The sequence below is a fragment of the Rhodococcus sp. ARP2 genome (genome assembly GCF_001029585.1).
Lineage (GTDB): Bacteria > Actinomycetota > Actinomycetes > Mycobacteriales > Mycobacteriaceae > Rhodococcus_F > Rhodococcus_F erythropolis.
Window position 1 is genome coordinate 110,200 of the sequence record NZ_LEKE01000083.1, and the last position, 23,588, is coordinate 133,787.

At 61.4% G+C, this 23,588-nt stretch carries 20 protein-coding genes; 9 read left to right on the forward strand and 11 right to left on the reverse strand.

The window, feature by feature from the left end; all coding sequences use genetic code 11:
• Positions 1 to 18: 18 nt before the first annotated feature.
• Genes ABX74_RS21575 through ABX74_RS21590 form a run of 4 tightly spaced genes read right to left on the reverse strand, consistent with a single transcriptional unit; the run spans position 19 to position 6,983 of the window.
• Entirely contained in the window at positions 19 to 1,914 is a 1,896-nt protein-coding gene (locus ABX74_RS21575) for an alkyl/aryl-sulfatase (RefSeq protein ID WP_020909064.1), read from the reverse strand.
• A 41-nt stretch (positions 1,915 to 1,955) separates the two neighbouring features.
• A complete protein-coding gene (locus tag ABX74_RS21580) occupies positions 1,956 to 3,860 on the reverse strand; it encodes a glycosyltransferase (RefSeq protein ID WP_047889706.1) in 1,905 nt (634 codons plus the stop codon).
• 13 nt (positions 3,861 to 3,873) lie between these two features.
• On the reverse strand, positions 3,874 to 5,790 hold the full coding sequence (locus tag ABX74_RS21585) for a hypothetical protein (RefSeq protein ID WP_047889671.1): 1,917 nt from the start codon (positions 5,788 to 5,790) through the stop codon (positions 3,874 to 3,876).
• Positions 5,787 to 6,983 (reverse strand): NAD-dependent epimerase/dehydratase family protein, encoded by a 1,197-nt coding sequence (locus ABX74_RS21590; protein ID WP_047889672.1) that lies wholly within the window; start codon positions 6,981 to 6,983, stop codon positions 5,787 to 5,789. The genes ABX74_RS21585 and ABX74_RS21590 overlap by 4 nt, the downstream gene beginning before the upstream one ends.
• Positions 6,984 to 7,334: 351 nt before the next feature.
• On the opposite strand from ABX74_RS21590, the gene ABX74_RS21595 reads away from it, so the two are divergent.
• Entirely contained in the window at positions 7,335 to 8,576 is a 1,242-nt protein-coding gene (locus ABX74_RS21595) for a DUF1254 domain-containing protein (protein WP_223257983.1), read from the forward strand.
• 75 nt (positions 8,577 to 8,651) lie between these two features.
• Here the strand turns inward: ABX74_RS21595 and ABX74_RS21600 are convergent, their stop codons facing one another.
• The 4 genes from ABX74_RS21600 to ABX74_RS21615 all read right to left on the reverse strand — a co-directional run bounded on the left by ABX74_RS21600 (position 8,652) and on the right by ABX74_RS21615 (position 12,623).
• Complete coding sequence (locus ABX74_RS21600; protein WP_020909070.1) at positions 8,652 to 9,620, reverse strand: TIGR00341 family protein; 969 nt, start codon at positions 9,618 to 9,620, stop codon at positions 8,652 to 8,654.
• A 13-nt stretch (positions 9,621 to 9,633) separates the two neighbouring features.
• Positions 9,634 to 10,089, reverse strand: a complete 456-nt coding sequence (locus tag ABX74_RS21605; RefSeq protein WP_020909071.1) for a DUF6069 family protein — start codon at positions 10,087 to 10,089, stop codon at positions 9,634 to 9,636.
• 125 nt (positions 10,090 to 10,214) lie between these two features.
• Positions 10,215 to 11,642 carry an amidase gene (locus ABX74_RS21610; protein WP_041815258.1) on the reverse strand — a complete coding sequence of 476 codons (1,428 nt, stop codon included), beginning with the start codon at positions 11,640 to 11,642 and terminating at the stop codon, positions 10,215 to 10,217.
• A 114-nt stretch (positions 11,643 to 11,756) separates the two neighbouring features.
• Entirely contained in the window at positions 11,757 to 12,623 is an 867-nt protein-coding gene (locus ABX74_RS21615; protein ID WP_041815263.1) for a helix-turn-helix transcriptional regulator, read from the reverse strand.
• Positions 12,624 to 12,754: 131 nt separating this feature from the next.
• Between ABX74_RS21615 and ABX74_RS21620 the strand changes: the two genes are divergently transcribed.
• Positions 12,755 to 14,359, forward strand: coding sequence for an acyl--CoA ligase family protein (locus ABX74_RS21620; protein WP_047889673.1), 1,605 nt, complete (start codon positions 12,755 to 12,757; stop codon positions 14,357 to 14,359).
• Between the two features lie 15 nt (positions 14,360 to 14,374).
• Here the strand turns inward: ABX74_RS21620 and ABX74_RS21625 are convergent, their stop codons facing one another.
• The gene (locus tag ABX74_RS21625) at positions 14,375 to 15,742 is read right to left on the reverse strand and encodes a cytochrome P450 (protein ID WP_047889674.1); all 1,368 of its coding nucleotides are present in this window, start codon (positions 15,740 to 15,742) and stop codon (positions 14,375 to 14,377) included.
• Positions 15,743 to 15,833: 91 nt separating this feature from the next.
• Between ABX74_RS21625 and ABX74_RS21630 the strand changes: the two genes are divergently transcribed.
• From ABX74_RS21630 to ABX74_RS21655, 6 genes are all read left to right on the forward strand, one after another.
• Entirely contained in the window at positions 15,834 to 16,454 is a 621-nt protein-coding gene (locus ABX74_RS21630; protein ID WP_021345503.1) for a TetR/AcrR family transcriptional regulator, read from the forward strand.
• A gap of 72 nt (positions 16,455 to 16,526) precedes the next feature.
• Positions 16,527 to 17,219, forward strand: coding sequence for a TetR family transcriptional regulator (locus ABX74_RS21635; protein WP_024487439.1), 693 nt, complete (start codon positions 16,527 to 16,529; stop codon positions 17,217 to 17,219).
• Positions 17,220 to 17,378: 159 nt separating this feature from the next.
• A complete protein-coding gene (locus ABX74_RS21640) occupies positions 17,379 to 18,536 on the forward strand; it encodes an acyl-CoA dehydrogenase (protein ID WP_003939784.1) in 1,158 nt (385 codons plus the stop codon).
• Between the two features lie 92 nt (positions 18,537 to 18,628).
• Positions 18,629 to 19,477 carry a 3-hydroxybutyryl-CoA dehydrogenase gene (locus ABX74_RS21645; protein ID WP_020909078.1) on the forward strand — a complete coding sequence of 283 codons (849 nt, stop codon included), beginning with the start codon at positions 18,629 to 18,631 and terminating at the stop codon, positions 19,475 to 19,477.
• A 164-nt stretch (positions 19,478 to 19,641) separates the two neighbouring features.
• Entirely contained in the window at positions 19,642 to 20,517 is an 876-nt protein-coding gene (locus ABX74_RS21650) for an oxygenase MpaB family protein (protein ID WP_047889675.1), read from the forward strand.
• 24 nt (positions 20,518 to 20,541) lie between these two features.
• A complete protein-coding gene (locus ABX74_RS21655) occupies positions 20,542 to 20,934 on the forward strand; it encodes an RNA-binding S4 domain-containing protein (RefSeq protein ID WP_029256216.1) in 393 nt (130 codons plus the stop codon).
• 3 nt (positions 20,935 to 20,937) lie between these two features.
• Here ABX74_RS21655 and ABX74_RS21660 read toward each other — a convergent pair whose 3' ends face one another.
• Positions 20,938 to 21,567, reverse strand: coding sequence for a GyrI-like domain-containing protein (locus ABX74_RS21660; protein ID WP_047889676.1), 630 nt, complete (start codon positions 21,565 to 21,567; stop codon positions 20,938 to 20,940).
• Between the two features lie 123 nt (positions 21,568 to 21,690).
• Here ABX74_RS21660 and ABX74_RS21665 point away from each other — a divergent pair, with 123 nt between their 5' ends.
• A complete protein-coding gene (locus ABX74_RS21665) occupies positions 21,691 to 22,875 on the forward strand; it encodes a metallophosphoesterase (protein WP_047889677.1) in 1,185 nt (394 codons plus the stop codon).
• Between the two features lie 6 nt (positions 22,876 to 22,881).
• Here ABX74_RS21665 and ABX74_RS21670 read toward each other — a convergent pair whose 3' ends face one another.
• A complete protein-coding gene (locus tag ABX74_RS21670; RefSeq protein WP_047889678.1) occupies positions 22,882 to 23,568 on the reverse strand; it encodes a TetR/AcrR family transcriptional regulator in 687 nt (228 codons plus the stop codon).
• Positions 23,569 to 23,588 lie beyond the last annotated feature (20 nt).

Here is a 23,588-nt window from a genome sequence, read left to right on the forward strand (position 1 = left end):
GGGCAATCGAGTACGCCGTCAGTCGGGAGTCACGATCGCGAAGTTCTTGTCGCCGGGATCCAACACCGCGGCAAGTCGCGCCAGAACCGACTCGTCCCCGGTGAGCGCGATGCCGGCATCGGCAAGCCCTTCGGCGGACAATCCGCCGAGAGCCAACGCAGGCAGCGATCGTTTGGTCGTGGACAGGATCGCGTCCGCAGGATCCTTTTGACTGTGCGCACTGTAGGTCAGGACTCCGTTGGCGAGCCGCAATCGGTAGCGTTCGTCGACATCGGTCAGCACGACGTCGATGGACAGTCGTTCATTCCAGGCACTCGGACCGTCAACTTGAATCGCTATGGCGTCGAACAACATTGCAGGTGTCAGCTGCGCGATTACATCCGGGGCGGTGGTTTCGGTGGGGGTGCCGAACTGGCCACCACGCAGTTCTGTAGTACCGGAGAGATACCAGTTGCGCCAGGTGCCGTTCTCCGCACCGTAGCCGAGCTGTTCGTAGGTGTCGGCCAACAGCGCTTTGGCTCCGGCGTGACCAGGCTCCGAGAACACGACGTGATTGAGTACCTGTGCGACCCAACGGTAGTCGCCGGCGTCGAACGAATCACGCGCTTTGGTGACCACTGCGTCGGCGCCACCCATGAATTCGACGTACCTAATGGATTGCTCGACCGGAGTATGTTCCCACAGACTGGCCGGGTTGCCGTCGAACCAACCGAGATAGCGTTGATAGATCGCCTTCACATTGTGGCTGATCGAACCGTAGTAACCTTTTGCGCTCCAGGCATTCTCGAGCGACGGTGGCAACTGGATCTCTTCGGCGATTTCAGGTCCGGTGAGACCTTTGTTGATCATGCGCAGCGTCTGATCGTGGACGTAGGCGTACAGATCACGCTGCGTGGCAAGGAATTCGACGACGCGGTCGTTGTCCCAAGTCGGCCAGTGGTGCGAGGCGAAGACAACTTCGACGTCGTCACCGAACATGTCGATGGTTTCGGTGAGGTACTGCGACCAACCGTGAGGATCACGCACAACAGCGCCGCGTAGCGTCAAGAGATTGTGGAAGTTGTGGGTGGCGTCTTCGGCTGCACACAGAGCTTTGAAGCCGGGAAGGTAGATCAACATTTCCGACGGCGCTTCGGTATCAGGTGCCATCTGGAAGATCATGCGGACACCGTCGACGGTCTCTTCGTGTCCGGTGGTGGTGACGATATCGGTCGGCGCGATGAGAGTGACGGTTCCGACCGACACAGTCTGTCCCAGACCTCCACCGACTTGTCCCTGCGGACCCCTGGCCAGTGCGGCACCGTACATGTAACCCGCACGTCGTCCCATCGCGGTACCCGCATACACGTTTTCGGAGACCGCGTGCTCGACGAATCCCTCCGGCGCAAAGATTTTCACGCTCCCGCCGTCGACTTCCTCCTGCGTGACGAATCCCTTCACACCACCGAAGTGATCGACGTGTGAGTGAGTGTAGACGATCGCCTTGATCGGCCGATCTCCCCGATGTTGTCGATAGAGTTCGAGCGCCGCCTTTCCCGTTTCGGCAGACAGGAGGGTGTCGATGACAACTACCCCCTCGTCGCCTTCGATGAAAGACGTGTTCGACAAGTCCATTCCGCGGACCTGATAGATGCCCGGGACTACTTCGAACAATCCGTCGATCGCGGCGAGTTTCGACTGCCGCCACAGACTGGGATTCACAGTCTCGGGTGCATCCCCTTCGAGGAACGAGTAGGTGTCGTTGTCCCAGAGAACTGTTCCGTCTTCGGCGGTCACCGCGTTCGGTTGACGGCGAGCAACAAGCCCGCGAGTGGCGTCGTCGAAATCCTGTGTATCGGCGAACGGCAGACTCCCGAGGAGCGCCTTCTGCTGACGAATGATGGTCTCGGATGCCGCGTTCGATGTCGTAGCCATACCGACATTTTGGCGCGCTGCGGTCGTCTTCGCCTCACCTTCTACGGGTGAATGATGTTCGTGACCAATGTGTCTGACCCGCGAGCGGAGAAACGAGCTTCCTTCGATCTGCGACGGCCTCGTGATCGACGCAGGCGGGGGTGTTGCAGTCGCGGGTGTATCGGCGGATAGATCAAGCTCAGTGTCGATCCGAGTGTGAAGTAGCTGCGAAGCAGACGGAAGACGAGGTAGGCGGGAACGTACTTGACCGAACTCGGCCGCCAGACCAGGCACACGACGACCGTCATGATCATCGACATACCCAACAATGTCGCGACGATGGGTTGCCATTGCAGAGTCGTGAATGTCGATTGGAATGCGATTCCGGCGATACAGGCGAAAATGAGCAGTGGCGCCAGCATCGCTCGGCGTGCGGCGTTGACCAGGTTGAACGGCAACACGAACGTTCCGATCATCGTCTGCCGATCCAGGAGCAGCGCCCGGTTGCGCGCCGCGAGGTGGTAGATACTGCGAAACCACCGGGTTCGCTGCTCGAGTAGGTGCGCGTAGGACGCCGGAGTCTCGCTGTAGTACACAGCTTTCGGATCCGCCACACTGTGGTAACCGGCAGCTGTCAGTCGCATGCAAATATCGGTGTCTTCGCCGTTCATCCCCTGCACCATGCCGCCTACCTTGATCAACTGGCTCCGCCGATAGACCGCGAACATCCCGGGAATGCCCATGACGCCCTGATACCCGTCGAGTGAGACCTGGAAAAAGCCGTGGCGCATGTACACCTCGATCAGGCGACACTTGTCGATCCAGGTCTTTTCCTCGCGCGGCATGGGGATCCCACCGACGCAGCCGACGCGCGGGTTCGCGAAATGTCGCATCGCTGTCTCGAGGCAACCCGGGCCGATGACAGTGTCAGCGTCGATCCTGGCTACGAACTCTTCGGTGATGTGGTCGATTCCCTTATTGAGTGCGATTGCCTTGCCCGGTGTCGGGCAGTCGAGGACGGTACCGGTGATGAAGCTGCATTCAGCAATGATCTGTTCTGCGACTTCGTGTGTGTTGTCGGTGGAGGCATTGTCTACGACGTAGAGGTGGATTCGTCCCGGGTATGTTCGCGCTGCGGTGTCGACGGCAGCGATGGTAGCGGCGATATCGTGCGCCTCGTTGTGAGCCGGAACAAGAATTGCCGTAGGCGGCGAGAACTCGTGACCGCGCGACTTCTTCAGCGCACGTACTCCGAGCAGTGCCGTCGAGATCGCCAGGAGTTGCTGCATGAGGAAAACTCCGGCACCGATACCTCCGAGAATTGCCCAACTCTTGAGGAGGTCGACGAGGTCGTACAGGACGTGCAATGCGATCGCGGCTCCAGCGATCGCCAGTACCAAGCATCCTGACAGTTTCAGGAACGCGCTCAGCGGTATTCGCGGGTCGAGTGGCAGCGGCCCCTGCGGGGGAAGTTGTGCCTGACGGAGGATGGTGTGCGGGAAGATCGCGAGGGCGATCAGCCCGGAGATCATCTGAGCTCCGAAGACGGAGATGGAGATGATCCCGGCGTTGTGGAGCAACCACGCCACAGTGTCGACCGCGACGCAGAACAACGCGTACTTACCCAGCAGGGAGAAGGCGAGGAATACTCTGCGCCAGATGTTCGAGTAGGCGCAGAGTGCGTAGGTGAAGAAGAACATGATCAGAAACAGCCGCAGAGGGAAGACGACCTTCCCTCGTCCCTCTGAAAAGATGACCAGGTCTCGCGGCATGTCGGTCAAACCTGAATGTACGAGGAATGTTCGGATGCACATGACGATGATCGACAACCCGGCAAAGGTGATCAGAAATCCGTTGGTCCCGCTCGACGGCCGATCGACGGCGTAGTCGGCCGGCGCGCTGTCGACAGACCGGAAATGATCGACCAGCGCACGGTCCTCGTCAGGAGCACGCAAAGCGTCAGTCATCGCACTCCCCCACTCACCGGGGTCCGTTCGCACGTGCCGGAGCACCGGGACCCGTTGTGCCGTCGGCGTTCACGATGACGCTGCCCTGAGCCGTCATCAGTCGAGCGGATTCCGTCCCGAACGGCGGTACCGGAATCTTACCGGGTTCCCCGACAAACTGAATGGCGAGTCCCCCGGCACCTGTTGTACTGGTGGCAGTTTCGACCACCATGCCGTTGTCGAACGAGGAAATGTCGAGGGCGGATTGCTCAGGGCCGGCCAGAATTCGTCCATTGTCGATGCGCACCGGTGGATTCACTTCCGGGCTTTGCCCGATCAGCACGAATGGCTGACCCGATGCCGGTTGGGAATTCCAGAGAAACTCCGGGTCGTACCCATTCGGAATGAACTTCGTCAGCACCGGGACGACTGCGTTGAGTTCGTCCACTGCGCTCACGCTCGAAGCATCGGGTCGATAAACGGCGAATCCTGGCGCAAGCGTTCGCGGTACGGCCGTGAATCCGATCCCCGGGTCATCACCGAGCACAAGAGCAGAAGTTGTTTCGAGTTGCATCGGGTACGTGGTCACTCGCACATCGCAGCCACCCAGATCACGGTCACGCTGGATGCTGAGGGTCAGGGTGTTTTCCAGTAGCTGCGACGTCGGCAAAGGGATCACAGTCTCCACCGAGGTCGCGCGATCGAGGCGGCGACTGTCGACCAACCGATCGTTGAGTTGAACGTTGAGAATCCAGGTGAGGTCGTCGGGAGACGCCGGGAGTTGCATCCCGACCCGAACTGATTGCGGTAGACGCCCGCCGGGTAGATCGGCGAGCGAGTACCCGATGCGCCACCGATGGTTTTCGGTGACCTGCACGACGGACGTGTCACCGCCGAGTGCATCGAGAGCCACGTCGTTGCCGCTCAACGGTTTTGTCACGAGCGCTTGCGGATCGCTCCCTTCTGAATCGGCCGTGGACACAATCGGAGTCGTGAGGAATCTCGAAATCAAGTCACCGTTCGGTTGGGTCATCGCCACCACCGCTGTGCCCTCGGCCTTTCCGAGCGTGATGGACTCAGCTTGTCCTTCCGGGGCAGACCAGCCCTGATCGACGAGTGCGTCCGTCGGGCCCACCATCACTACGTTTTCATCGCCGTCGCCTGGCAACCGGTCCGAGTACGTCACCTCGTACCCTGCTCGGGTCAACGCGATTCCCATTTGTGCTGCGGCGGTTCGCCACTGGTCACTCTGATCGACCAGGACCACGGTGAGTCGACGATCCCAGGAGACGACGGCGTCGCGAACTGTGTGTACAGGTTCCGACAAGGCCGCTTCTACGACGCTGGTGGGGTCCAGGTGCACCTGCATTCCGGCCGCATGGTCGGGTGTGCAGGTCCGATTGTCGAGGGTCCCTTGTACCTGCACCTGTACGCGCACCTGTCCGTCGCTCGACAACTGCCCCGGAACATCGACCATGACGTCCAATCCGGTTTCCCCCGTGTTCAACTCACTCTTGTAGACCTGCTGACCGTCCATCCTCACGATCAGGAACACGACACTGTCCCGGGCCACCTGCGACGTCCCGGTCAATCGCAGTCGGGTCTGTTCCCGCGCCGAATCGACCGGGAAGGTGACGTCGAAACTCGTCGACGGCGAATCGTCGGTGAGCCAGACGCCGTCGTCGAATCCCGCTCCCGACAGCGACTTCGTGTAGTGACGATCCGCCGGAACATCGAGGCTGTTGTCGTCGACATCGCGCGTGAACCACAACGGCCGCACGAACACGAAAACCAGCAAGAGTACGACGGCAGCCGCAAGTACCCACCATGCAGATCGTGGAACCGAACGCCCACGTTCCCCCGGAAAGTATTCGGGCTCGGAATCTTTCGCTCCCGAGCCCGGAGTGCCATCAGGCGGATCTACGGCCGGGCCATCTGTGTCGTCGTTCATGCATCGGCTCCTGCGGCAGATGATCTCCTTGCGCTGTTCCAGTACGAGGTGGACGGGATTCGGCTCACGTCGACCCGATCTGCATACTTCTGTGCGATTTCCACCGACTCCTGCAGCAGTCCGGCGTCCAGCCGAGTCGGCTCCAGACCGAGGCCGAGCAAGTGATCATTGCGTGCACTGAGCAGATTTTCATCAGCCTCGGCACGGGGGTTCGGGACCTCACTGATGCGCGCGCCGATCGACTCGGCGACCAGGCGTGCCAGATCGGAGACGCGGTGAGTCTCGGTCACCTGATTCATCACGCGTACCCGTCCGTCGACGGCGTCCCCGGATTCTGCGGCTAATCGTATGCACCGCACGGTGTCACGAATGTTGATGAAGGCCCGAGTCTGCCCTCCGGTCCCGTGCACGGTCAAGGGATGACCGAGCGCCGCTTGAACCAGAAAGCGGTTCAGCACCGTTCCGAAATCACCGTCGTAGTCGAAGCGGTTGACCAAACGGGAATCGAGCGCAGTCTCGTCCGTCTGTGTGCCCCAGACGATGCCCTGGTGGAGGTCGGTGATCCGCACGCCGTCGTTGCGCGCGTAGAACTGGAACAGCAACTGGTCCAAGGACTTGGTGAGGTGGTAAACGCTACCGGGCGCCGTCGGGTACAGAATTTCGCGTGAATGAAGATGTCCGTCTCGGTCCGGGTAACTCACGGTCAGATAGCCTTCGGGCAGATCTACCGGCACCGACTCGTATCCGTAGACGCCCATCGTCCCGAGATGAACTACATGGGCGTCGAGGCCGGTCTGAACCACCGCGGCAAGCAGGTTGTGAGTTGCGTTGAGATTGTTGTCGACGGTGTAGCGCTTGAGTTCCGGCGATTTCATCGAGTACGGAGCAGCGCGCTGTTCCGCGAAGTGCACGATCACCTCCGGACGAACCTTGCCGAGGACATCGAGTAAGACGTCGTACTCGTGGGCCAGATCGAATTCGACGACGTCGATTCTTCGGCCGGTCACTTCCGACCAGGCCCGCACACGCTCGGAGAGAGTCGAAATCGGGGTAAGCGACTGCACCCGCAGTTCATCGTCGATTCGACGACGAACAAAACTGTCGACGATGGTCACCTGATGCTCGTGCGCCGAAAGATGCAGAGCGCTCGGCCAACCGCAGAATCCGTCACCACCGAGTATCAGTATGCGCATGGTTCTCCCTTACTTCCGTGGAGGACAGGTGTCACTCATGCAGGCGGTTCTCGCATGCTTCACCTGTAGCCCGGATCCCGATGCCGAATTCGATGCCATGACCACATCGTCAGTCTGTAGTGCCAAGATCGCATGCACTTCACCTACTACGGGTGAACATCAAGTGCAGGAGCGTCCATGCGGCAGTAGGCACGGATCTCGAGGGTATGGTCATCTCGTATTCCCAAGCACAACACGAGGCAAGTTCAGGAACGGCCTTATTTGACGACTGTTGTTGTGCCGCAACTCTATACCGAGACATGGTTCGAGGATCGTGTGGAGTTCGATGACGAAGCTGAGGATGTGGTTGGAGTGACGATTTCCGAGAACCTGGCCAGGGATGCGTATCTGTACGCCTATTCGATCGACGAGGCGTACAAGTTCCTGTTCGAGACGACCATCGAGCCTGGGCGCGCTGTAAACGAGTTCCAACTGTTGCGAGACCTGGCAGATGACACCTATACAGCCCACCCCTCGATCAACAACGACACGCTGCACCTGCAGGGATGGTTCGATGTCGGTGCCGAACCTGTGGTTGTGACCGTCCCGGACTTCGACGAGGGGCGGTACTGGATCCTGCACACGATGGACCTCGGTCATTACACCAACGCCATGATCGGATCTCGAACACGGGGTGCGCGAGGAGGACGCTTCCTGTTCGCCAGTGGTGTGTGGGACGGTGACATTCCGGACGGGGTCGACGAGGTTGTGCGCTCCGAGTCCGATCTGATCAAGGTCATGGCCCGCATCATGACTACCGGCGGCGACGACCTAGAGGCGGCCCGAAACCTCCAGGACCAGTGGAAGTTGGAAACGCTGTCGGTGTTCCTGGGGGCGTGCGGCCCGGGGCAACCAATCCGCGACTATCCCGATCCGAAATCGACGAACTGGCTCGCGCGCACCAACTTCGTCCTGGCTGCCGGTTCAATGGCCCGAGCCGATGCGGAATGGCTGACGAAGTACCACGACATCGGTCTGGAACCGGGGAAAACTGAATTCACACCTGAGCAACTGGATGCCGCCGAGCGCGGAGAGCAGCTTGGGATGGCACATATCCGTGATCTCGCGCCTGAGATGACGAACGCGGGAAAGCTCCTGGGCACGCGGGCCGACCTTCAGGACGGGCCGCGCGATTTCTTCGCCGAGGGAACGTACCTCGGCCAGTGGGGGCTGCCACCGGTCGAGTCGGTGTACGTCAAGGTCGAGACAGGCTCCGACGGGCAACCGATCAACGGCGCGCATGGCAAGACGTACCGTGCGCGCCTTCTCCCTCCGGAGGTGAGCGAATTCTGGTCGTTCACCGTCTATGGTTCCGACGATCGCTTGATGGCGCACAATGCGATCAATCGTCACAGTCGCGGCGATCGCACGCTGATCATGGACGACGACGGTTACTTTACGATCGTGCTGAGCGCGGACGTCGACGCCAACGCAGAGAATCCGAACTTCCTCCCCATTCCGGAGAAAGACGCCTACCTCATCATGCGAATGTACGGCCCGAGCAAGGCCGTTCAGGACGGCGAATACCTGACACCGTCCTTCGACGTCACGTGATCGAGCGCCTCGACTGAAGTCACCGATGAATTGCCGACCGACATTCGACGCGTGATGGCCACCGATTGAAAACGGTTACCCCGCCGCGATCCTCGTCCCGACGGTATGGACGATCTGCACGTCCGGGTTCCACGGAATCAGTGCGTCGATCGATGCCTCCAGTTCATCCAGTGGGGGAAGGGTTTCCGGGCCGAGCACGTCGATGGTGGCGGTGCTGCCCTGCCAGGTGACATCGGTGACCTCGGCTCCCGGAGTGTCTGAGAGCCACTGTTGCGCCGCGCTCCCGATCTGCCTCGCCCACAACGACGACAGGGAGTTGCCGACCATCGGAATCGCGACGACGATCAACAGAGCGGCAAGCACGAGGTATGCCCGCCGCCGCGACGTCTTCAAGATCCCGGCGTCGCGCGCGTACCCAGCTGCGACGAACACGCCTGTCGCAGTGATGATCATGGCAACCACGTTCGATGCGAACAGTACAAACGCGCCCACCGCCAAACTCGGTGACCCCGAGCCGAGACAGACACCTACCACCGCCAACGGTGGGACAAGCGAAATTGCGATGGCAACACCGGGAAGTACGTCGCCGACATCCTTGCGCGCGATCGCGATGGCCCCGACCAAACCGGTCGCAAGTGCTGCCGTCAAGTCCATCAACGTCGGCGAAGTACGCCCAAGCACTTGGGAATTGGTCAGCACGTTGGAGGGATTCGGCAATACCTGAGCGAACGCGACACCCAATACGACGACGAGGCAGATACCACCGACGACATAGACCAGGCTCCGCCCCACCAAAGCGCCTTGGCCAGTTGTGATGCCCAACCCGACCCCGAGAATCGGCGTCGACAAGGGAGCGACGATCATCGCTCCGATGACGGTTGCCGTGGAATCGCCCACGACACCGGCCACGGCGATCACGGCAGACAGCGTCAGCATCACCCAGAAGGCGGATCGCTTCGAATCTCGGTCCCCCACCGAGAAATTGAGCTTTTCGTCGAGCTCCGCCAATGTGCGCCGTTGTGCTTGCGGAACCACCCCGTTCACGGTCGATACTCCATCACACGCCGATACGGCGGGTGGTCTGCGCTGACCCTGCGACCCCGGTGAGCAACGAGACGATCGCGATTCCGACGACGAAGTAGATTGCGGCGCTGGCGACTCGCGATGCGGTGGTCGCTGCGATCGTGAACGGCCACAGCGCGGTGGCGATCGTTGCGAGGATTCCGATCCACGCGAAGAAGTTCGACGCACGTGGCGTCGACACCATCAACGCATGCAGAAGTGCGGTAGCGACCAGCGCTGCGATCGCGGCGCTGAGAGCAAGCGAGCCGGCTTGGGAATTCCCCGGCATCCGCTCCGGTGTGATGACCGGAGTGTCGAGGATTCCCCGCACGATCAGTAGTCCGACGACCGCGGCCAGGGCCGCGACGAGCGCAGTTGCGGCCCCGCCCGCCCACAGTCGTTGTGCATTGACGGCGGGAGTCGCCGGACTGTCTGGTTGGAACTGGCTCATCGAGAGACTCCTTCACCGATACCGGATAGGGCTGTCCTTCCGAACTGTATGCGTTTCGGGACGGCACACATTCACCCTCGACGGGTGAAAAACACGGCGCTCTCGACTCTTCGACGGTGCCGGGGCTACGCCGGGACGGGCGGCCACACCGGGGCAATGCTCCACGGGCGCGCCACCTCGAGCTGCGACGCAACCCGGATCAGCAAATCTTCACGCCCGAACGCACCCACCAACTGCACACCGATAGGAACGCCGGCCGAGTCATGACCCATCGGCAAGGAAATCGCAGGCTGACCTGAACTGTTGAACGGACTGGTCAAGCCGCTGTACCCGGCCGAATGCTCCCAGATCGACATGGGATTTGCCGTGTCGAGCAGACCGAGCGGAGCTGCCGGTCGAGCCATCGTCGGCGTCAGCAACAGGTCGTGATCGACAAAGAACGCACCGATCACCTGGGCTGCCCGCTCGAGTTCCTGCAATGCCTTGACGACGTTCGTCGCACTTTCGGACTTCGCGCGATCGTAGATCATCCGAGCCATCGGCTCGAGGTCGTCGTCGCGGATTGCGCGGTTCAGGGCCTCGAGTCGTTCGTCGACCTCGATCGTCATCGGAATGCCCATCAACACGGAAAGCCCGGCGGTGAGCGCATCGAGCGGAAAGTTCGGGGCACCCTCGGTCACATCGTGACCGAGTTCTTCGAGCAGGCCGGCAACACTGGTTGTGACGGCCGAGCACTCCGGGTCCACCGGGGTGCCATCAGGAAGAGTGTTACTCAGACCGATCCGCAACCGTCCGGGATCCGCACCAACTTCCTCGATATACGGCCGCTTCGGCGCCAGGATCACGTAAGGATCACCGACAGTCGGTCCGGCGGAGAGATCGAGAAGCAGTGCAGTGTCGCGGACACTTCGGGTGAGTGCGTGATGAACACTCATCGGCGACGAGAACAGCGTGCGCGCCGGTGCCGTCGGAGTACGTCCACGGCTGGGCTTGAGGCCTACCAAGCCACAGGCCGATGCGGGAATACGGATCGATCCACCGCCGTCACTGGCATGGCCGCCGGGCACGATCCCGACGGCAACAGCTACAGCCGTGCCACCCGAAGATCCGCCGGGTGAACGATCAAGGGCATAAGGGTTGCGGGTAGGCCCGAACAGCGCAGGTTCGGTACTCGCATTCTTACCGAACTCCGGGGTGTTCGTCTTGCCGATGACAACCAGACCGGCCTCACGGTACCGCTCCACGAGCGTCGAATCTTTTTCTGCCACAGCATCGGCGAACAATCGAGATCCGTTGGTGCTCGGCAATCCTGCGACGTCCATGCCCAGGTCTTTGATCACGAACGGGACGCCGTGCAGTGGACCTTCCGGCAAGCCGCCTGATACCTCGTTGCGTGCCTCCTCGCGACGCTCACTGATCACCGCGTTGACTGCCGGGTTGCGCTCGTCGAGTCTGTCCAGGCTGAACTCGAGAACTTCCTTGGCGGAGACGTCGCCGCTCTTGATCGCCTCGGCCAGGCCGGTCATGTCGTTGTTGTCGAACAAATCCTGCATCGATGCCCTCATCACTCGTGTCGAACTCTGCCGATAGTGAGGTCCGTCATACCAACCATGGCGAAGGCGTAGCTTTGAAATTCCGCTTGGCGGGACCGGCCTACCGATTCAGCCTTACAGAATCAAGCCCTGCCGCCGCGCTTCCACAACTGCTTCGTGCCGACTGCGGACGTCGAGTTTTCCCATCAGATTCCGCATGTACGTCTTGATCGTTTCGACGCTCAGGGACAACCTCTCGGCGATCTCGGCATTGCGCAGTCCCAGAGCTACGTAGCCCATCACCTCCCGCTCACGGGGCGACAGGACAACGGTGTTCGCGACTGGAGTGTTCGCGGAAGGGTTCGGCGACGCCAACGCCCGCAACTTTGCCTCGACGGCGAGGACCTGCGCGCTGAGAGCCATGTCCTCGAGGTTCGCCGCGATCTCGCCGAGCGCCAGGACGCTCTCGGTCAACCCTTCGGATATCTGGGCATCGCGATTCGAACCATGTTCCACCGCAGCGGTATCGAGCATCGCCACCCGACGATCCACTTCGTCGCGAATCTCGAATTCGCGGGCCAACGCGTACGACGATCGCATCATCGTCTCGGCGATCACGTCGCCGATCGGCAGGTTGGCACGCAGTCCTCCGTAGATCGCTCCGCGAGTAACCCCGCGTACGACGATCGGGACTGCCATCAAGGATTCGATGGCTTCGGTGCCCACTTCGTAGTCGTAGTCATGAGTGATGTGCGACGAGTTCGCGTAGTCCTGCACCGCGCCCGGTCGTTGTTCTGCGATCGCACGACCACCGAGTCCGCATTCGGCGTCGATCTTCAAATTTCGCAGGATGTTGCTACGAGTCCCGACGTAGCCGGTGATGGTCAGCGACCGGTCGTCAACACAACCGCCGAACAGAACCGGCAACTCGGTTCGGGGGTGCAGTCGACGCAGTTCGGCGCGCAACGCGTCGTCGTCGCTCGGTCTCAGTACCCTGCTCACTCTCACCTCCACATACCCAATTCAGAGGGTAGCGGCACCTTTGACTGGGCAATAGCGTGCATCCAGGCCATTTGTAGTGCCGATCACAACTACCGTGACACCAACCGTGTCACGTCGCCTTCGGAGGAACCGTGTCTGTCTCGACAGCTCTCGCAGCCAACAACACCCCGCTCAGTCCGCTGCGCTTTCTCGAGCGCAGCGCTGCGGTGTTCCCCGATCGCACCGCCGTCATTCACGGCGACCGGAGCTACACGTACCGAGAGTTCGGTGACGAGGTCGCAGCGCTGGCCCGCGTCCTGCGTCAACGCATTCAGCCCGGTGACCGCGTTGCGTACCTGGCGCCGAACGTTCCCGAGATGCTGTTCGCGCATTTTGCCGTCCCACTCGCCGGCGGAGTCCTGATCGCCCTGAACTCACGCCTCGCCGGTCCCGAACTCGAGTACATCCTCGATCACTCGGGAACCACGATCCTGTTCGTCGACTCCGAATTCGTCGGCTCGGTCACCTCGTCCAAGGCGAACGTGACGAGCCTGCGCGAGATCATCGAGATCCCGGACTCCACCGTCCCGTCCCCGGAGGTTCCCACCGGAATCGTCACCGGGCAGTACGCCGATCTGATTGCCGAAGGTGAAGCTCTCGCCGATCAGCCACTGTACTGGGGCGTCGACGACGAGCAGCAGTGCATCGCCATCAACTACACCTCTGGCACCACCGGAAAACCCAAGGGCGTCATGTACTCCCACCGCGGGGCGTACCTGAACTCGCTCGGCGAGACATTCCACAACGGCTTCGACGGAGCGACAAAGTATCTGTGGACGCTGCCGATGTTCCACTGCAACGGGTGGTGCACGCCGTGGGCCGTCACTCAGGCCGCGGGCACACATATCTGCCTGCGCGCGGTCCGCGCCGACGCGATCTGGGACGCCATCGACAATCTGGGCGTGACGCATCTGTGCGGCGCTCCTACCGTCTGCTCCACCATCGCCGACGCGGACCAGGCCCACAAGGTCGACGCCCTGCGCATCACCACCGCCGGCGCTCCCCCGTCACCGACGATCATCGGAAAACTCGAAGACATCGGTGTCACCGTCGTTCACGTCTACGGCCTCACCGAGGTATACGGCCCTTACACGATCTGCGAGTACCAGGAAGCCTGGGACGACAAGCCGCAGTCCGAGCGCGCGGCACTTCTCTCCCGTCAGGGTGTCGGCATGGTGCAGGCCGAAAATGCTCGCGTTGTCGATGACGAGATGAACGACGTTCCCGCCGACGGCCAGACCATGGGTGAGATCGTGCTCCGCGGCAACAACGTGATGCTCGGTTACTACCGTGACGAGGCCGCGACCGCCGAAGCATTTGCCGGTGGTTGGTTTCATTCCGGCGACCTCGGCGTCATGCATCCCGACGGTTACATCCAGCTCAAGGACCGCGCGAAGGACATCATCATTTCGGGCGGTGAGAACATCTCCACCGTCGAGGTGGAGCAGGCGATCATGAGTCACCCTGCCGTGATCGACGTGGCAGTCGTCGGCGTTCCCGACGAGAAGTGGGGCGAGCGCCCGAAGGCATTCGTGGTGCTGGGCAAGGGATTACAGGCTTCCGCCGAAGACATCGTCGAGCACACCCGTGCATTGCTGGCCGGGTACAAGGTTCCCCGCGACATCGTCTTTCCACTCGACCTTCCTCGCACCCCGACCGGCAAGGTTCTCAAGTTCCAATTGCGTGCGTCGAAGTAATTCGGCCGTAGGGTCTCAGCGCACCGAACTGTGACGCCGGCGCAGATCGACAGGTTGCCCGTCCGAAGGGAACGGCAAGGACGTGAAGTCGAGCGGAGCGACGTAATCTGCGTCGACGTTCCAGTCGAAGCGCATGAGGAGGTGGTGCATGATTGCCTTGATCTCGGCGCCGGCGAAGTGCATTCCCAGGCATTTGTGCACTCCACCTCCGAACGGTTCCCACGCGTACCGATGAACCTTGTCTTCGCGTCGATTCTCGGCGAAACGTTCGGGATCGAAACGCTCGGGATCAGGCCAGTACTGCGCCATGTGGTGCGTGAAGTGAGGGGCGACAGAAACATACGTTCCCGCAGGCACGAAGTGACCCCGTACTTGAGTGTCGCGGACCGCTCGCCGCGCCATGACCGGTACGGGAGAGACGAGTCGGAGGCATTCCTTCATCACCAGGTCAAGGCTGCTCAGGCCGTCGAGATCTGCAAAGCTGGGCGTCGAGGTCCCCAGAGCGAGCGACTCGGCACGACACCTGTCCTGCCACTTCGGATGTTGACCTAGATATTGCATCATCGTGGAAAGGGTGATCGTCGAAGTGTCGTGTGCGGCCATCAGGAGGAAGATCATATGGTCGATCACTTCGTCGTCACTGAAGCGTTGTCCTGCTTCGGATTCGATGTGACAGAGCACGGAGAACAGATCATCGGTTGCGCGAGCTCGACGCGCCGGCAGGTAGCGACGAAAGAAGTCTTCCAGGACCCGGCGGCCGTCGAGTCCTCGCTTCCATCTGGTCCCCGGCACGCGGTAGCGGACCAGAGAAGTAGCCGCCTGCACACAATCCACGAAAGCCTTTTTCACCGAAGATATTTCGCTTTCGGTACTTCCTTCCGCACCGCCCATGAAGATGTCGGTGGCGAGATCGAGGGTGAGTGTCTTCAGCGCTGTGTATGCACGAAATCCGTCAGTGGGGGTCCATGTGTCGAGCGCCGAGTCGATTGCCGGATTGAGAACGTCGACAGACTTCTCGATCCGAGTCCGAGTGAACGCCTGCTGCATGATTCGACGATGCCGTAGATGTTCTTCCGAATCGAGAAGCATCAGCCCACCGTGAAAAAAGGGGCCGATAAGCACCGACCAGCCGTCGCTGTTCACAAAAGCCCGATCTTTGTTCTGCAGCACTTCCTGGCACGCGTCGGGTCCGAGAACAGCGATCCACTGCCGACCGACCATCGAGAACCAAGAGACCTCGCCGTATCGATCCCAGTTCTCTTGCATCAATGCGAGTGGATCGCGGATGTATGCAAGAGCGTGCCCGACGAGAGGCAGCCCGGAACGGCCCGAAATCGGGTGCAACTGCGAGTTCACGGGGGGACGAGCCAGGATCTTGGACACTGCGACCTCTACTCTCGCTCAATCTGACAGTGCATCCTGTCAGATGGACTGTAGTCTGCGTCACAGTGGTTGCGTCTGTCAATATCGACCTATGACTTCTCCGACGCCGCGGCGGTATGCCGGCCTCAGCGGCGACCAGCGCTCAGCATTGCGGCGCGAGAGCTTGCTAGAGGCAGGGCTGGAACTATTCGCTGTCGCAGGCAGTCGAGGCGCCACGATGACCGCGATCTGTGCGCGAGCCAAGTTGACGGAACGCTACTTTTACGAAAGTTTTTCCAGCAGAGACGAACTGCTGAAAACAATCCTGGACGGAATTGCCGACGAGGTTCGCGACGCCGGCCTGACCGCACTACGAGCGAGCGACGGAACGCTCGAGCAGCGCGTACGAGATGCCATCACGTCGTTCGTCACCCTCCTCACCGACGATCCCCGCAAGGGGCGTGTGGCAATGATCGAATCCGCTGCATACGAGCCCCTTCGCGCACACCGGCGCGCGGTACTGCACGGCTTCGCGCAAATGGTCGCGGACGAAGCCTCGCGAATGTACGGCGACCGAGCTTGGCCATCTCATCAAGGTCAGATCAACGGACTGCTCTTCGTCGGGGGCCTTGCCGAATTGGTCACCGCGTGGCTGAACGAGGAGATCGCTATTACCCCTGACGAGATCGTCGAGGCGGCAACCTACCAATTCACGTCCACCGCACACCGTTGAGATGGAACCGATCGGCATGCGGTTGCTGCCCGCCACACCGGGATGGCGCGAACAGGCGCAATACTTGTCCCCATGAGTGAACGCGCAGACCTGCCCGGAACTGACCCCGCACAGTTTCGGGTACACGTCGCGTCTCAAGCGATCCGGTTGTTCTCGGAGAACGGGTACGAAGCCACCACCGTCGAGCAGATCGCCGCTGCCGCCGGTGTGTCGCGCCGGACGTTCTTCCGGCAGTTCCGCTCCAAGGAAGACGTGATCTTCGCCGATCACGAGTCCCTCCTCGAACACGTGGCCGAGTTCCTCGCGTCCGATTCCGCCGACCCCTGGGCGTCGGTGTGCGAGGCCGCGGGACTGGTCTTCGACTTCTTCCGCCGGAACCGTGACCTTTCGATGCGGCGATACCGCGTCGTACAGCATGTTCCGGCTCTTCGCGACCGCGAACTCGTCACCGGATTCCGCTATGAGCGCCTCTTCGTCGACTACCTGCGCAGCGCTGTTCCCCGCGAACCGGTCCTCGAGGTTGTCGGTTTTGCCGCAGCTGTCACCGCGTGCCACAACTACCTCTTGCGAAGCATGATCAAAGGCGACGAAGACGCCACAGCCGAAGCGCTGAGCCAGGCATTGCTCGACGTTCGGCGGACGTACGGCGTGGCACCCGGGTCCAAGACCAGCACGCCAGAATCGAAGTCTGTGCTGGTAGTAGCATTTCCCCCGGGCACGTCCGCCGAGGAGATCAGCAGAAAAATCCACGAACAACTCGGCTGACACCGCTCGTGCACCGGAACTTCACACTCCCACCCCTTGACCTGGCACTCAGTGCCGTGTTTGACTGGGGTCATTGGCACCGGTCTGTCCGCGAATCTCGTCGGTAACGCCGGAGCCGCACCAACCGCCTTCAAGCCACCTTCACCAAGGAGCGTTCCCATGGCAGGAAACCCGGATTTCAATCTCTTCGCGCTGAACGAAGAGCACGACGAACTGCGGGCTGCTATCCGCGGACTCTCCGAGAAGGAAATCGCGCCGTACGCCAAGGACGTCGACGAGAACGCACGTTTCCCCGAGGAAGCGCTCACCGCTCTCAACGCGTCTGGCTTCAACGCCATCCACGTTCCCGAGGCTTACGACGGCCAGGGCGCCGACTCCGTCGCCACCTGCATCGTCATCGAGGAAGTCGCCCGCGTCTGTGGCTCCTCCTCGCTGATCCCCGCCGTGAACAAGCTCGGCACCATGGGCCTGATCCTCAAGGGTTCCGAAGAGCTCAAGTCCAAGGTGCTCCCGGACCTCGTCAACGGCGGAATGGCGTCGTACGCACTGTCCGAGCGTGAAGCCGGATCCGACGCCGCTTCGATGCGTACCCGCGCGAAGGCTGACGGCGACGACTGGATCCTCAACGGTTCCAAGTGCTGGATCACCAACGGCGGCAAGTCGACCTGGTACACCGTCATGGCTGTCACCGATCCCGACAAGGGCGCAAACGGCATCTCCTCCTTCATGGTCCACAAGGACGACGAGGGCTTTGTCGTCGGACCGAAGGAAAAGAAGCTCGGCATCAAGGGCTCCCCCACCGCTGAGCTGTACTTCGAGAACTGCCGCATCCCCGGCGACCGCATCATCGGCGAACCGGGCACCGGCTTCAAGACGGCACTCGAGACCCTCGACCACACGCGTCCCACCATTGGCGCACAGGCTGTCGGCCTCGCCCAGGGCGCACTCGACGCGGCTCTGGCATACACCAAGGATCGCAAGCAGTTCGGCAAGTCCATCAGCGATTTCCAGGCTGTTCAGTTCATGCTCGCGGACATGGCAATGAAGGTCGAAGCCGCACGTCTGATGGTCTACACCTCCGCTGCTCGCGCCGAGCGCGGCGAGAAGAACCTCGGTTTCATCTCCGCTGCGGCGAAGTGCTTCGCTTCCGACGTTGCCATGGAGGTCACCACCGACGCCGTGCAGCTGTTCGGCGGCGCCGGCTACACCACCGACTTCCCGGTCGAGCGCATGATGCGCGACGCCAAGATCACGCAGATCTACGAAGGCACAAACCAGATTCAGCGCGTCGTGATGTCGCGTGCGCTACTGAAGTAGGGCCTCCGGCCCTGTGCGCGGTCAGGCAGTCCATAGACTCCTTAACCGCGCACGGGGGCTTGACCCCTGTCTGAAGAATCTTGAGGAGAATCGTGGAACTCGTAGGCGTAATCGGCGGCGGCACCATGGGTGCCGGCATTGCCGAAGTTTGTGCAAAAGCCGGTAGCTCGGTACTGGTGCTCGAAACCAAGGAAGAATTTGCCGCCGCTGCTCGCGAACGGATCGCCAAGTCGATCAACCGCGGCGTAGCCAAGGGCAAGATCACGCAGGAAGACGCCGATGCCGCCATCGCACGCGTTCGCGTCACCCTGGACATGGAAGAGTTCGCCGATCGCGACCTGGTGATCGAGGCGGCTCCCGAGATCGAAGCTCTCAAGTACGAGATCTTCGGCAAGCTCGACAAGATCGTCAAGCCTGCAGGCATTCTGGCGACCAACACCTCGTCGATCCCCGTCATCAAGATCGCCAAGGCCACCTCGCGCCCCGGCCAGGTTGTGGGCGTTCACTTCTTCAACCCCGTGCCGGTCATGCCGCTCGTGGAGATCGTGGTCAGCCTGACGACGTCCGAAGAGACCGTCCTCGCCGTCACCGACTACGCCAAGAACACGTTGCGTAAGAAGACGGTTCGCGCGGGCGACCGCTCGGGCTTCATCGTCAACGCTCTGCTCATCCCTTACCTGTGCCAGGCAGTCCGGATGCTCGAATCCGGCTACGCCACAGCAGAAGACATCGACGAGGCCATGAAGGGCGGCTGCGGCTACCCGATGGGCCCGCTGACGCTCCTCGACACCGTCGGTCTCGACATTGCCCTCGCAGCGGCAGAGTCCCTGTACGCGGAATTCGCAGAACCGCACTACGCTCCGCCGGCGCTGCTTCGCCGCATGGTCGACGCCGGTCGTCTCGGCAAGAAGACCGGTCGCGGGTTCTACGAATACGCCTGAGTCCGACCGCTTCACTCTTCCGGCCCCTTACCTGTTGCAGGTGAGGGGCCGGAGTTGTTTTCGGACAGATCTTGTCGAATCGATTGACAAACTCGCGTAGCGCAGTAAAAGTCATCATGTGACAACAATCGTTGTCACATGATGGCAGGCGGAGGGGCACCCTGATGAGCAGCGACGCAGACACGGGCACTCGTCGATCGAAGCCTCGAGAACTACGAGCCGATCCGATCGGCCCCGGCTCCCTGACATGGACACACTTCGGCGACGTTCGCGGCCTGCTGTACCTCGGACGCGCAGGCATCCTGCAGAACATGCACCCCGCGGTAAGCGGAGCGCTGCAAGATCATTCGAATTTCTTCGACAACCCACTCGACCGCCTGTTCCGCTCACTGCCGCCCATCTACGGCGTCGTGTACGACCGGACCGAAGAGGGCACAGGCACGCTCGTTCGCAACTTCCACACCGATCTCAAAGGAATCGACGAAACCGGCGGGCGCTACCACGCCCTCACTCCTGACACTTTCTGGTGGACACACGTCACGTTCTTCGAGGTGATTCTCGATTTCAACGAGCGATTCGCGTACAAGAAGTTCACGCAGGAGCAGAAGGACCAACTTGTCCGTGAGGCCGTAACCTGGTGGCGCTGTTACGGACTCACCGATCGACCGGCTTTCGACGACTACGCCAGCTTCCGCACGTATTGGGAAGACATGCTCGACAACCACCTGATCAACACCCACACCACAAAATGGTCGACGCGCATCGCCGAGCACGACATCGCACCGGCTCCGAAGGTTCCGACGTGGCTGTGGCGTCTTAGCTCTCGCCCCACGATGGCCGTGGCGAACTGGATCGGCAAGGCACTGATGCCGGAGAAGGCACGCAAGACCCTTGAATGGGAATGGACGCCGCGCGACGAACGGATGTACTTCTGGTTCGCCCGCTTCCTGACATTGACAGATCGGTTCTGGCATCTGCTGCCGCTACGACTGCGGTATGCACCGCGCGCCTACTCGGGCATCCGCGCGCAGGGTCTGTGAGCACTCGTCGGTAGGCTGGAGTGCGTGCCAGCCCAACTCCCCTCCGACGCGATCAGTGTCCGCGTGGACAGCTGGACGTGGGCGGTTCGGCTGTTCAAGACACGCTCGCAGGCGGCGACGGCCTGCCGATCGGGACACGTTCGGGTCAATGGAACGTCGGCAAAGGCGGCTCAGCAGGTGAAAGCCGGCGACGAGGTGCGGGTGCGTGTATCCGGCATCGAACGCATTGTCGTCGTGGTCAAGCCGATCACGAAGCGAGTCAGCGCGGTGCTGGCCGCCGATTGCCTGCAGGACAATTCGCCACCCCCACCACCGCCCGAACTGATTGCGTCCATTCCGCGACGTGATCGCGGCGCCGGCAGACCGACCAAGCGCGAGCGACGTGACCTCGAGAAGTTGCGCGGCCTCGAGCCCTGATTGCTACCTCGAAACAGGCTGACGCAGAACCGTCTTCAGTTTCTCGGGCGGCGTCCGGCGCGCATCACTGAGGTAGATCTCGTGATGATCGCCGTTGAAACTGAAGCCGTTCGACGGGATGAACGTGTTGTGCAAGCGGTCCAAGGTGGGGGCCTCGTCGTCGTAGGAACCTACGTGAAGAATCTGGACGGACAGACCCTCCTCCAACTCGAGAAACCTGACCTTGTCGAGAGCGGCAATCTCCTTCTTGGCCCGCACTGCCTTGGCTCGGACTGCTGCAATCGCCGCAGACAGTTCGGCCGCCGTGATCCACTCCGGTTGCGAGATCATCATCGTCCAATCCCACGACGGCTTGTCCCGTGTCACGAACACCTCGGGGTCATCTGCCCGCCACAACCCTTCCAGCGGGCCAACGACGAAGTCGCGATCCAATTCCTTCTTGCTCGCGAATTTTGCCGAGTAGGACACCGAATACAGCGCTTCGAGCGCCTCGGAGTACTCGGTGGCAGTGTTGGGGTCGCCGTGACCGTCGACGGCGAAGTAGCCGAAGCGGGGAACGGTCACGAGGGCAAAATCGCGGCGCCCAGGCGAGTAGAGGTCCTTGTATGCCTTCTTGACGTCGTACTTCTCCATGCGCCACCCACCTGATCACTGGCCGAGTTTCAATGTTCGGAAACCTATCCGAGAACACCGACATCCCGATAGCGGACCACTGTCCCCTTGTTAATAGACCAGTGGACCTTTACTCTGGACGGGGTGACTACACCCCAGGCGACCGACGTCGCTCGAGTTCCGCGCCGCAGACCATTGCGGATCGTTGCCATATCCGCGATTGTCGCGTCGATCTTGGCTCTGTTGTTCATGTACCCATGGTGGAGCTTGTTCATCCGGCCGGACTGGCCGACTGCGGTGGCAGTTTTCGGCACCGTTCTGTTTGCCACCCTCTTGATCGCCCTGCCTGCCAGCATGGTGCTCAGCCACGGACACACCGACCGCGATCCAGTTCGCCTGATCGGCGACGCCCTCCTCGGAATCATCTGGGTCGTGTTCGTGTGGACCCTGCTCGGCGAAGTTCTGAGGCTCGGACTGCTCGTCGGCGGCGTGGATGACCCGCTTCGATCGAGAATTGTCGCCGTTGCCGCACTGATCATCTCGGCCCTTCTGCTGATCTGGGGCTACCGGGAAGCCATGAGACTGCCACGGATCAAGCAGGTCGACGTCACCATCCCCCGCCTTGGTGCGGGGATGGACAAACTTCGGGTAGTCGCGATCACCGACACTCACTTCGGGCCGATCAATCGCGAGAAGTGGTCCGAGCGCGTCATCGCGGCAGTCAACGATCTCGACGCCGACATCGTGGCCCACGTCGGTGACATCGCCGACGGAACGGTAGAGCAGCGCCTCGGCCAAGCGACCCCCCTCGCATCGGTCGAAGCCAGGCTCGCTCGCGTCTACGTGACCGGCAATCACGAGTACTTCCACGAGGCTCAGGAGTGGCTCGACTACATGACCTCGATCGGCTGGGACGCGCTGCACAACCGCCACCTCGTGGTCACCAAGGGCGGAGACAGACTGGTCATCGCCGGAGTCGACGATGCGACAGCGTTGGGATCGAAACTCGACGGGCACGGCGCGAACTTCGACATGGCCCTGGCCGGCTCCGACCCCGAATTGCCGATCCTGATGCTCGCCCACCAACCGAAGCAGGTTACTCAGTCCGCTTCTGCGGGAGTGGATCTGCAGCTCGCCGGCCATACCCACGGCGGACAGATCTGGCCCTTCAACTTTCTGGTGAAACTCGATCAACCGTCGGTACACGGGCTTACCAGGCACGGAGAACGTACGCAGCTGTACACCAGCCGCGGAACCGGCTTCTGGGGTCCACCATTCCGAGTGTTAGCACCGAGCGAGATCACCGTTCTGACGCTACACAGCGCCTGATCGTTCTCAGCTCGTTCGGGTTGCCGCTCGCGCCGACAACCCGACGAGCTGGTTGATCAGGCCTTCGCGCAGGCCGACTGCGAACATGTCGGCAGCTGGGGGCGCCTGCATCTCGTTCAGCACGACGACGATGGATTCGGCAGGCTCGGCCGTGGGCCACAAGCCGGCAACGATCACCAGGGTCACCTTGGCGAATTGTGCCGCGTCGCCTTCCGAGAGGTGGGGCAGCTGTGAATGAACTAGCGATGCAAACCTTCCCGAGTTGACCGTCGCCCGCTTCTTGAAGTCGCGGGCGAAGTCGACGGAGATGTTTCTTTCGAGGACCCCGGCCATGACGCTCATCAACTCGCACAGCAATCGCTGTCCGACAAGCGATTCCGCAACCGCGGATGCGACATGAATTTCAGGGGCGTATGGCGAGTCGTCACCGGCCGGAGTCAACGACTCGGACAACCCGTCCAGCCACGCAACCCAGTTCTCGTCGAGCACTTCGAGAAAGATGGCCTCGCGACTGTCGAAGTACCGGAGCACGTTCGACTTCGCCAGGCCGACGCTCTCACTGAGCTCACGCAGGCTGATGTCGGCGACGGGTCTGGACCCGAGCATCGCGCGGGCTGCATCGAGAATCGCGCACCGACGTGCTTCGATCTGCTCGGGCCTGCGCGCGCGCTGGAATCCGTGGGTCGCCACCATCACGTTAGATTATCAGACCA

Coding starts and splice junctions, on each gene's coding strand:
- ABX74_RS21670 (WP_047889678.1), bottom strand. CDS start 23,568: ATGGTGGCGACCCACGGATTCCAGCGCGCGCGCAGGCCCGAGCAGATC.
- ABX74_RS21660 (WP_047889676.1), bottom strand. CDS start 21,567: ATGGAGAAGTACGACGTCAAGAAGGCATACAAGGACCTCTACTCGCCT.
- ABX74_RS21650 (WP_047889675.1), top strand. CDS start 19,642: ATGAGCAGCGACGCAGACACGGGCACTCGTCGATCGAAGCCTCGAGAA.
- ABX74_RS21590 (WP_047889672.1), bottom strand. CDS start 6,983: ATGCGCATACTGATACTCGGTGGTGACGGATTCTGCGGTTGGCCGAGC.
- ABX74_RS21605 (WP_020909071.1), bottom strand. CDS start 10,089: ATGAGCCAGTTCCAACCAGACAGTCCGGCGACTCCCGCCGTCAATGCA.
- ABX74_RS21640 (WP_003939784.1), top strand. CDS start 17,379: ATGGCAGGAAACCCGGATTTCAATCTCTTCGCGCTGAACGAAGAGCAC.
- ABX74_RS21575 (WP_020909064.1), bottom strand. CDS start 1,914: ATGGCTACGACATCGAACGCGGCATCCGAGACCATCATTCGTCAGCAG.
- ABX74_RS21635 (WP_024487439.1), top strand. CDS start 16,527: ATGAGTGAACGCGCAGACCTGCCCGGAACTGACCCCGCACAGTTTCGG.
- ABX74_RS21585 (WP_047889671.1), bottom strand. CDS start 5,790: ATGAACGACGACACAGATGGCCCGGCCGTAGATCCGCCTGATGGCACT.
- ABX74_RS21630 (WP_021345503.1), top strand. CDS start 15,834: ATGACTTCTCCGACGCCGCGGCGGTATGCCGGCCTCAGCGGCGACCAG.
- ABX74_RS21610 (WP_041815258.1), bottom strand. CDS start 11,642: ATGCAGGATTTGTTCGACAACAACGACATGACCGGCCTGGCCGAGGCG.
- ABX74_RS21580 (WP_047889706.1), bottom strand. CDS start 3,860: ATGACTGACGCTTTGCGTGCTCCTGACGAGGACCGTGCGCTGGTCGAT.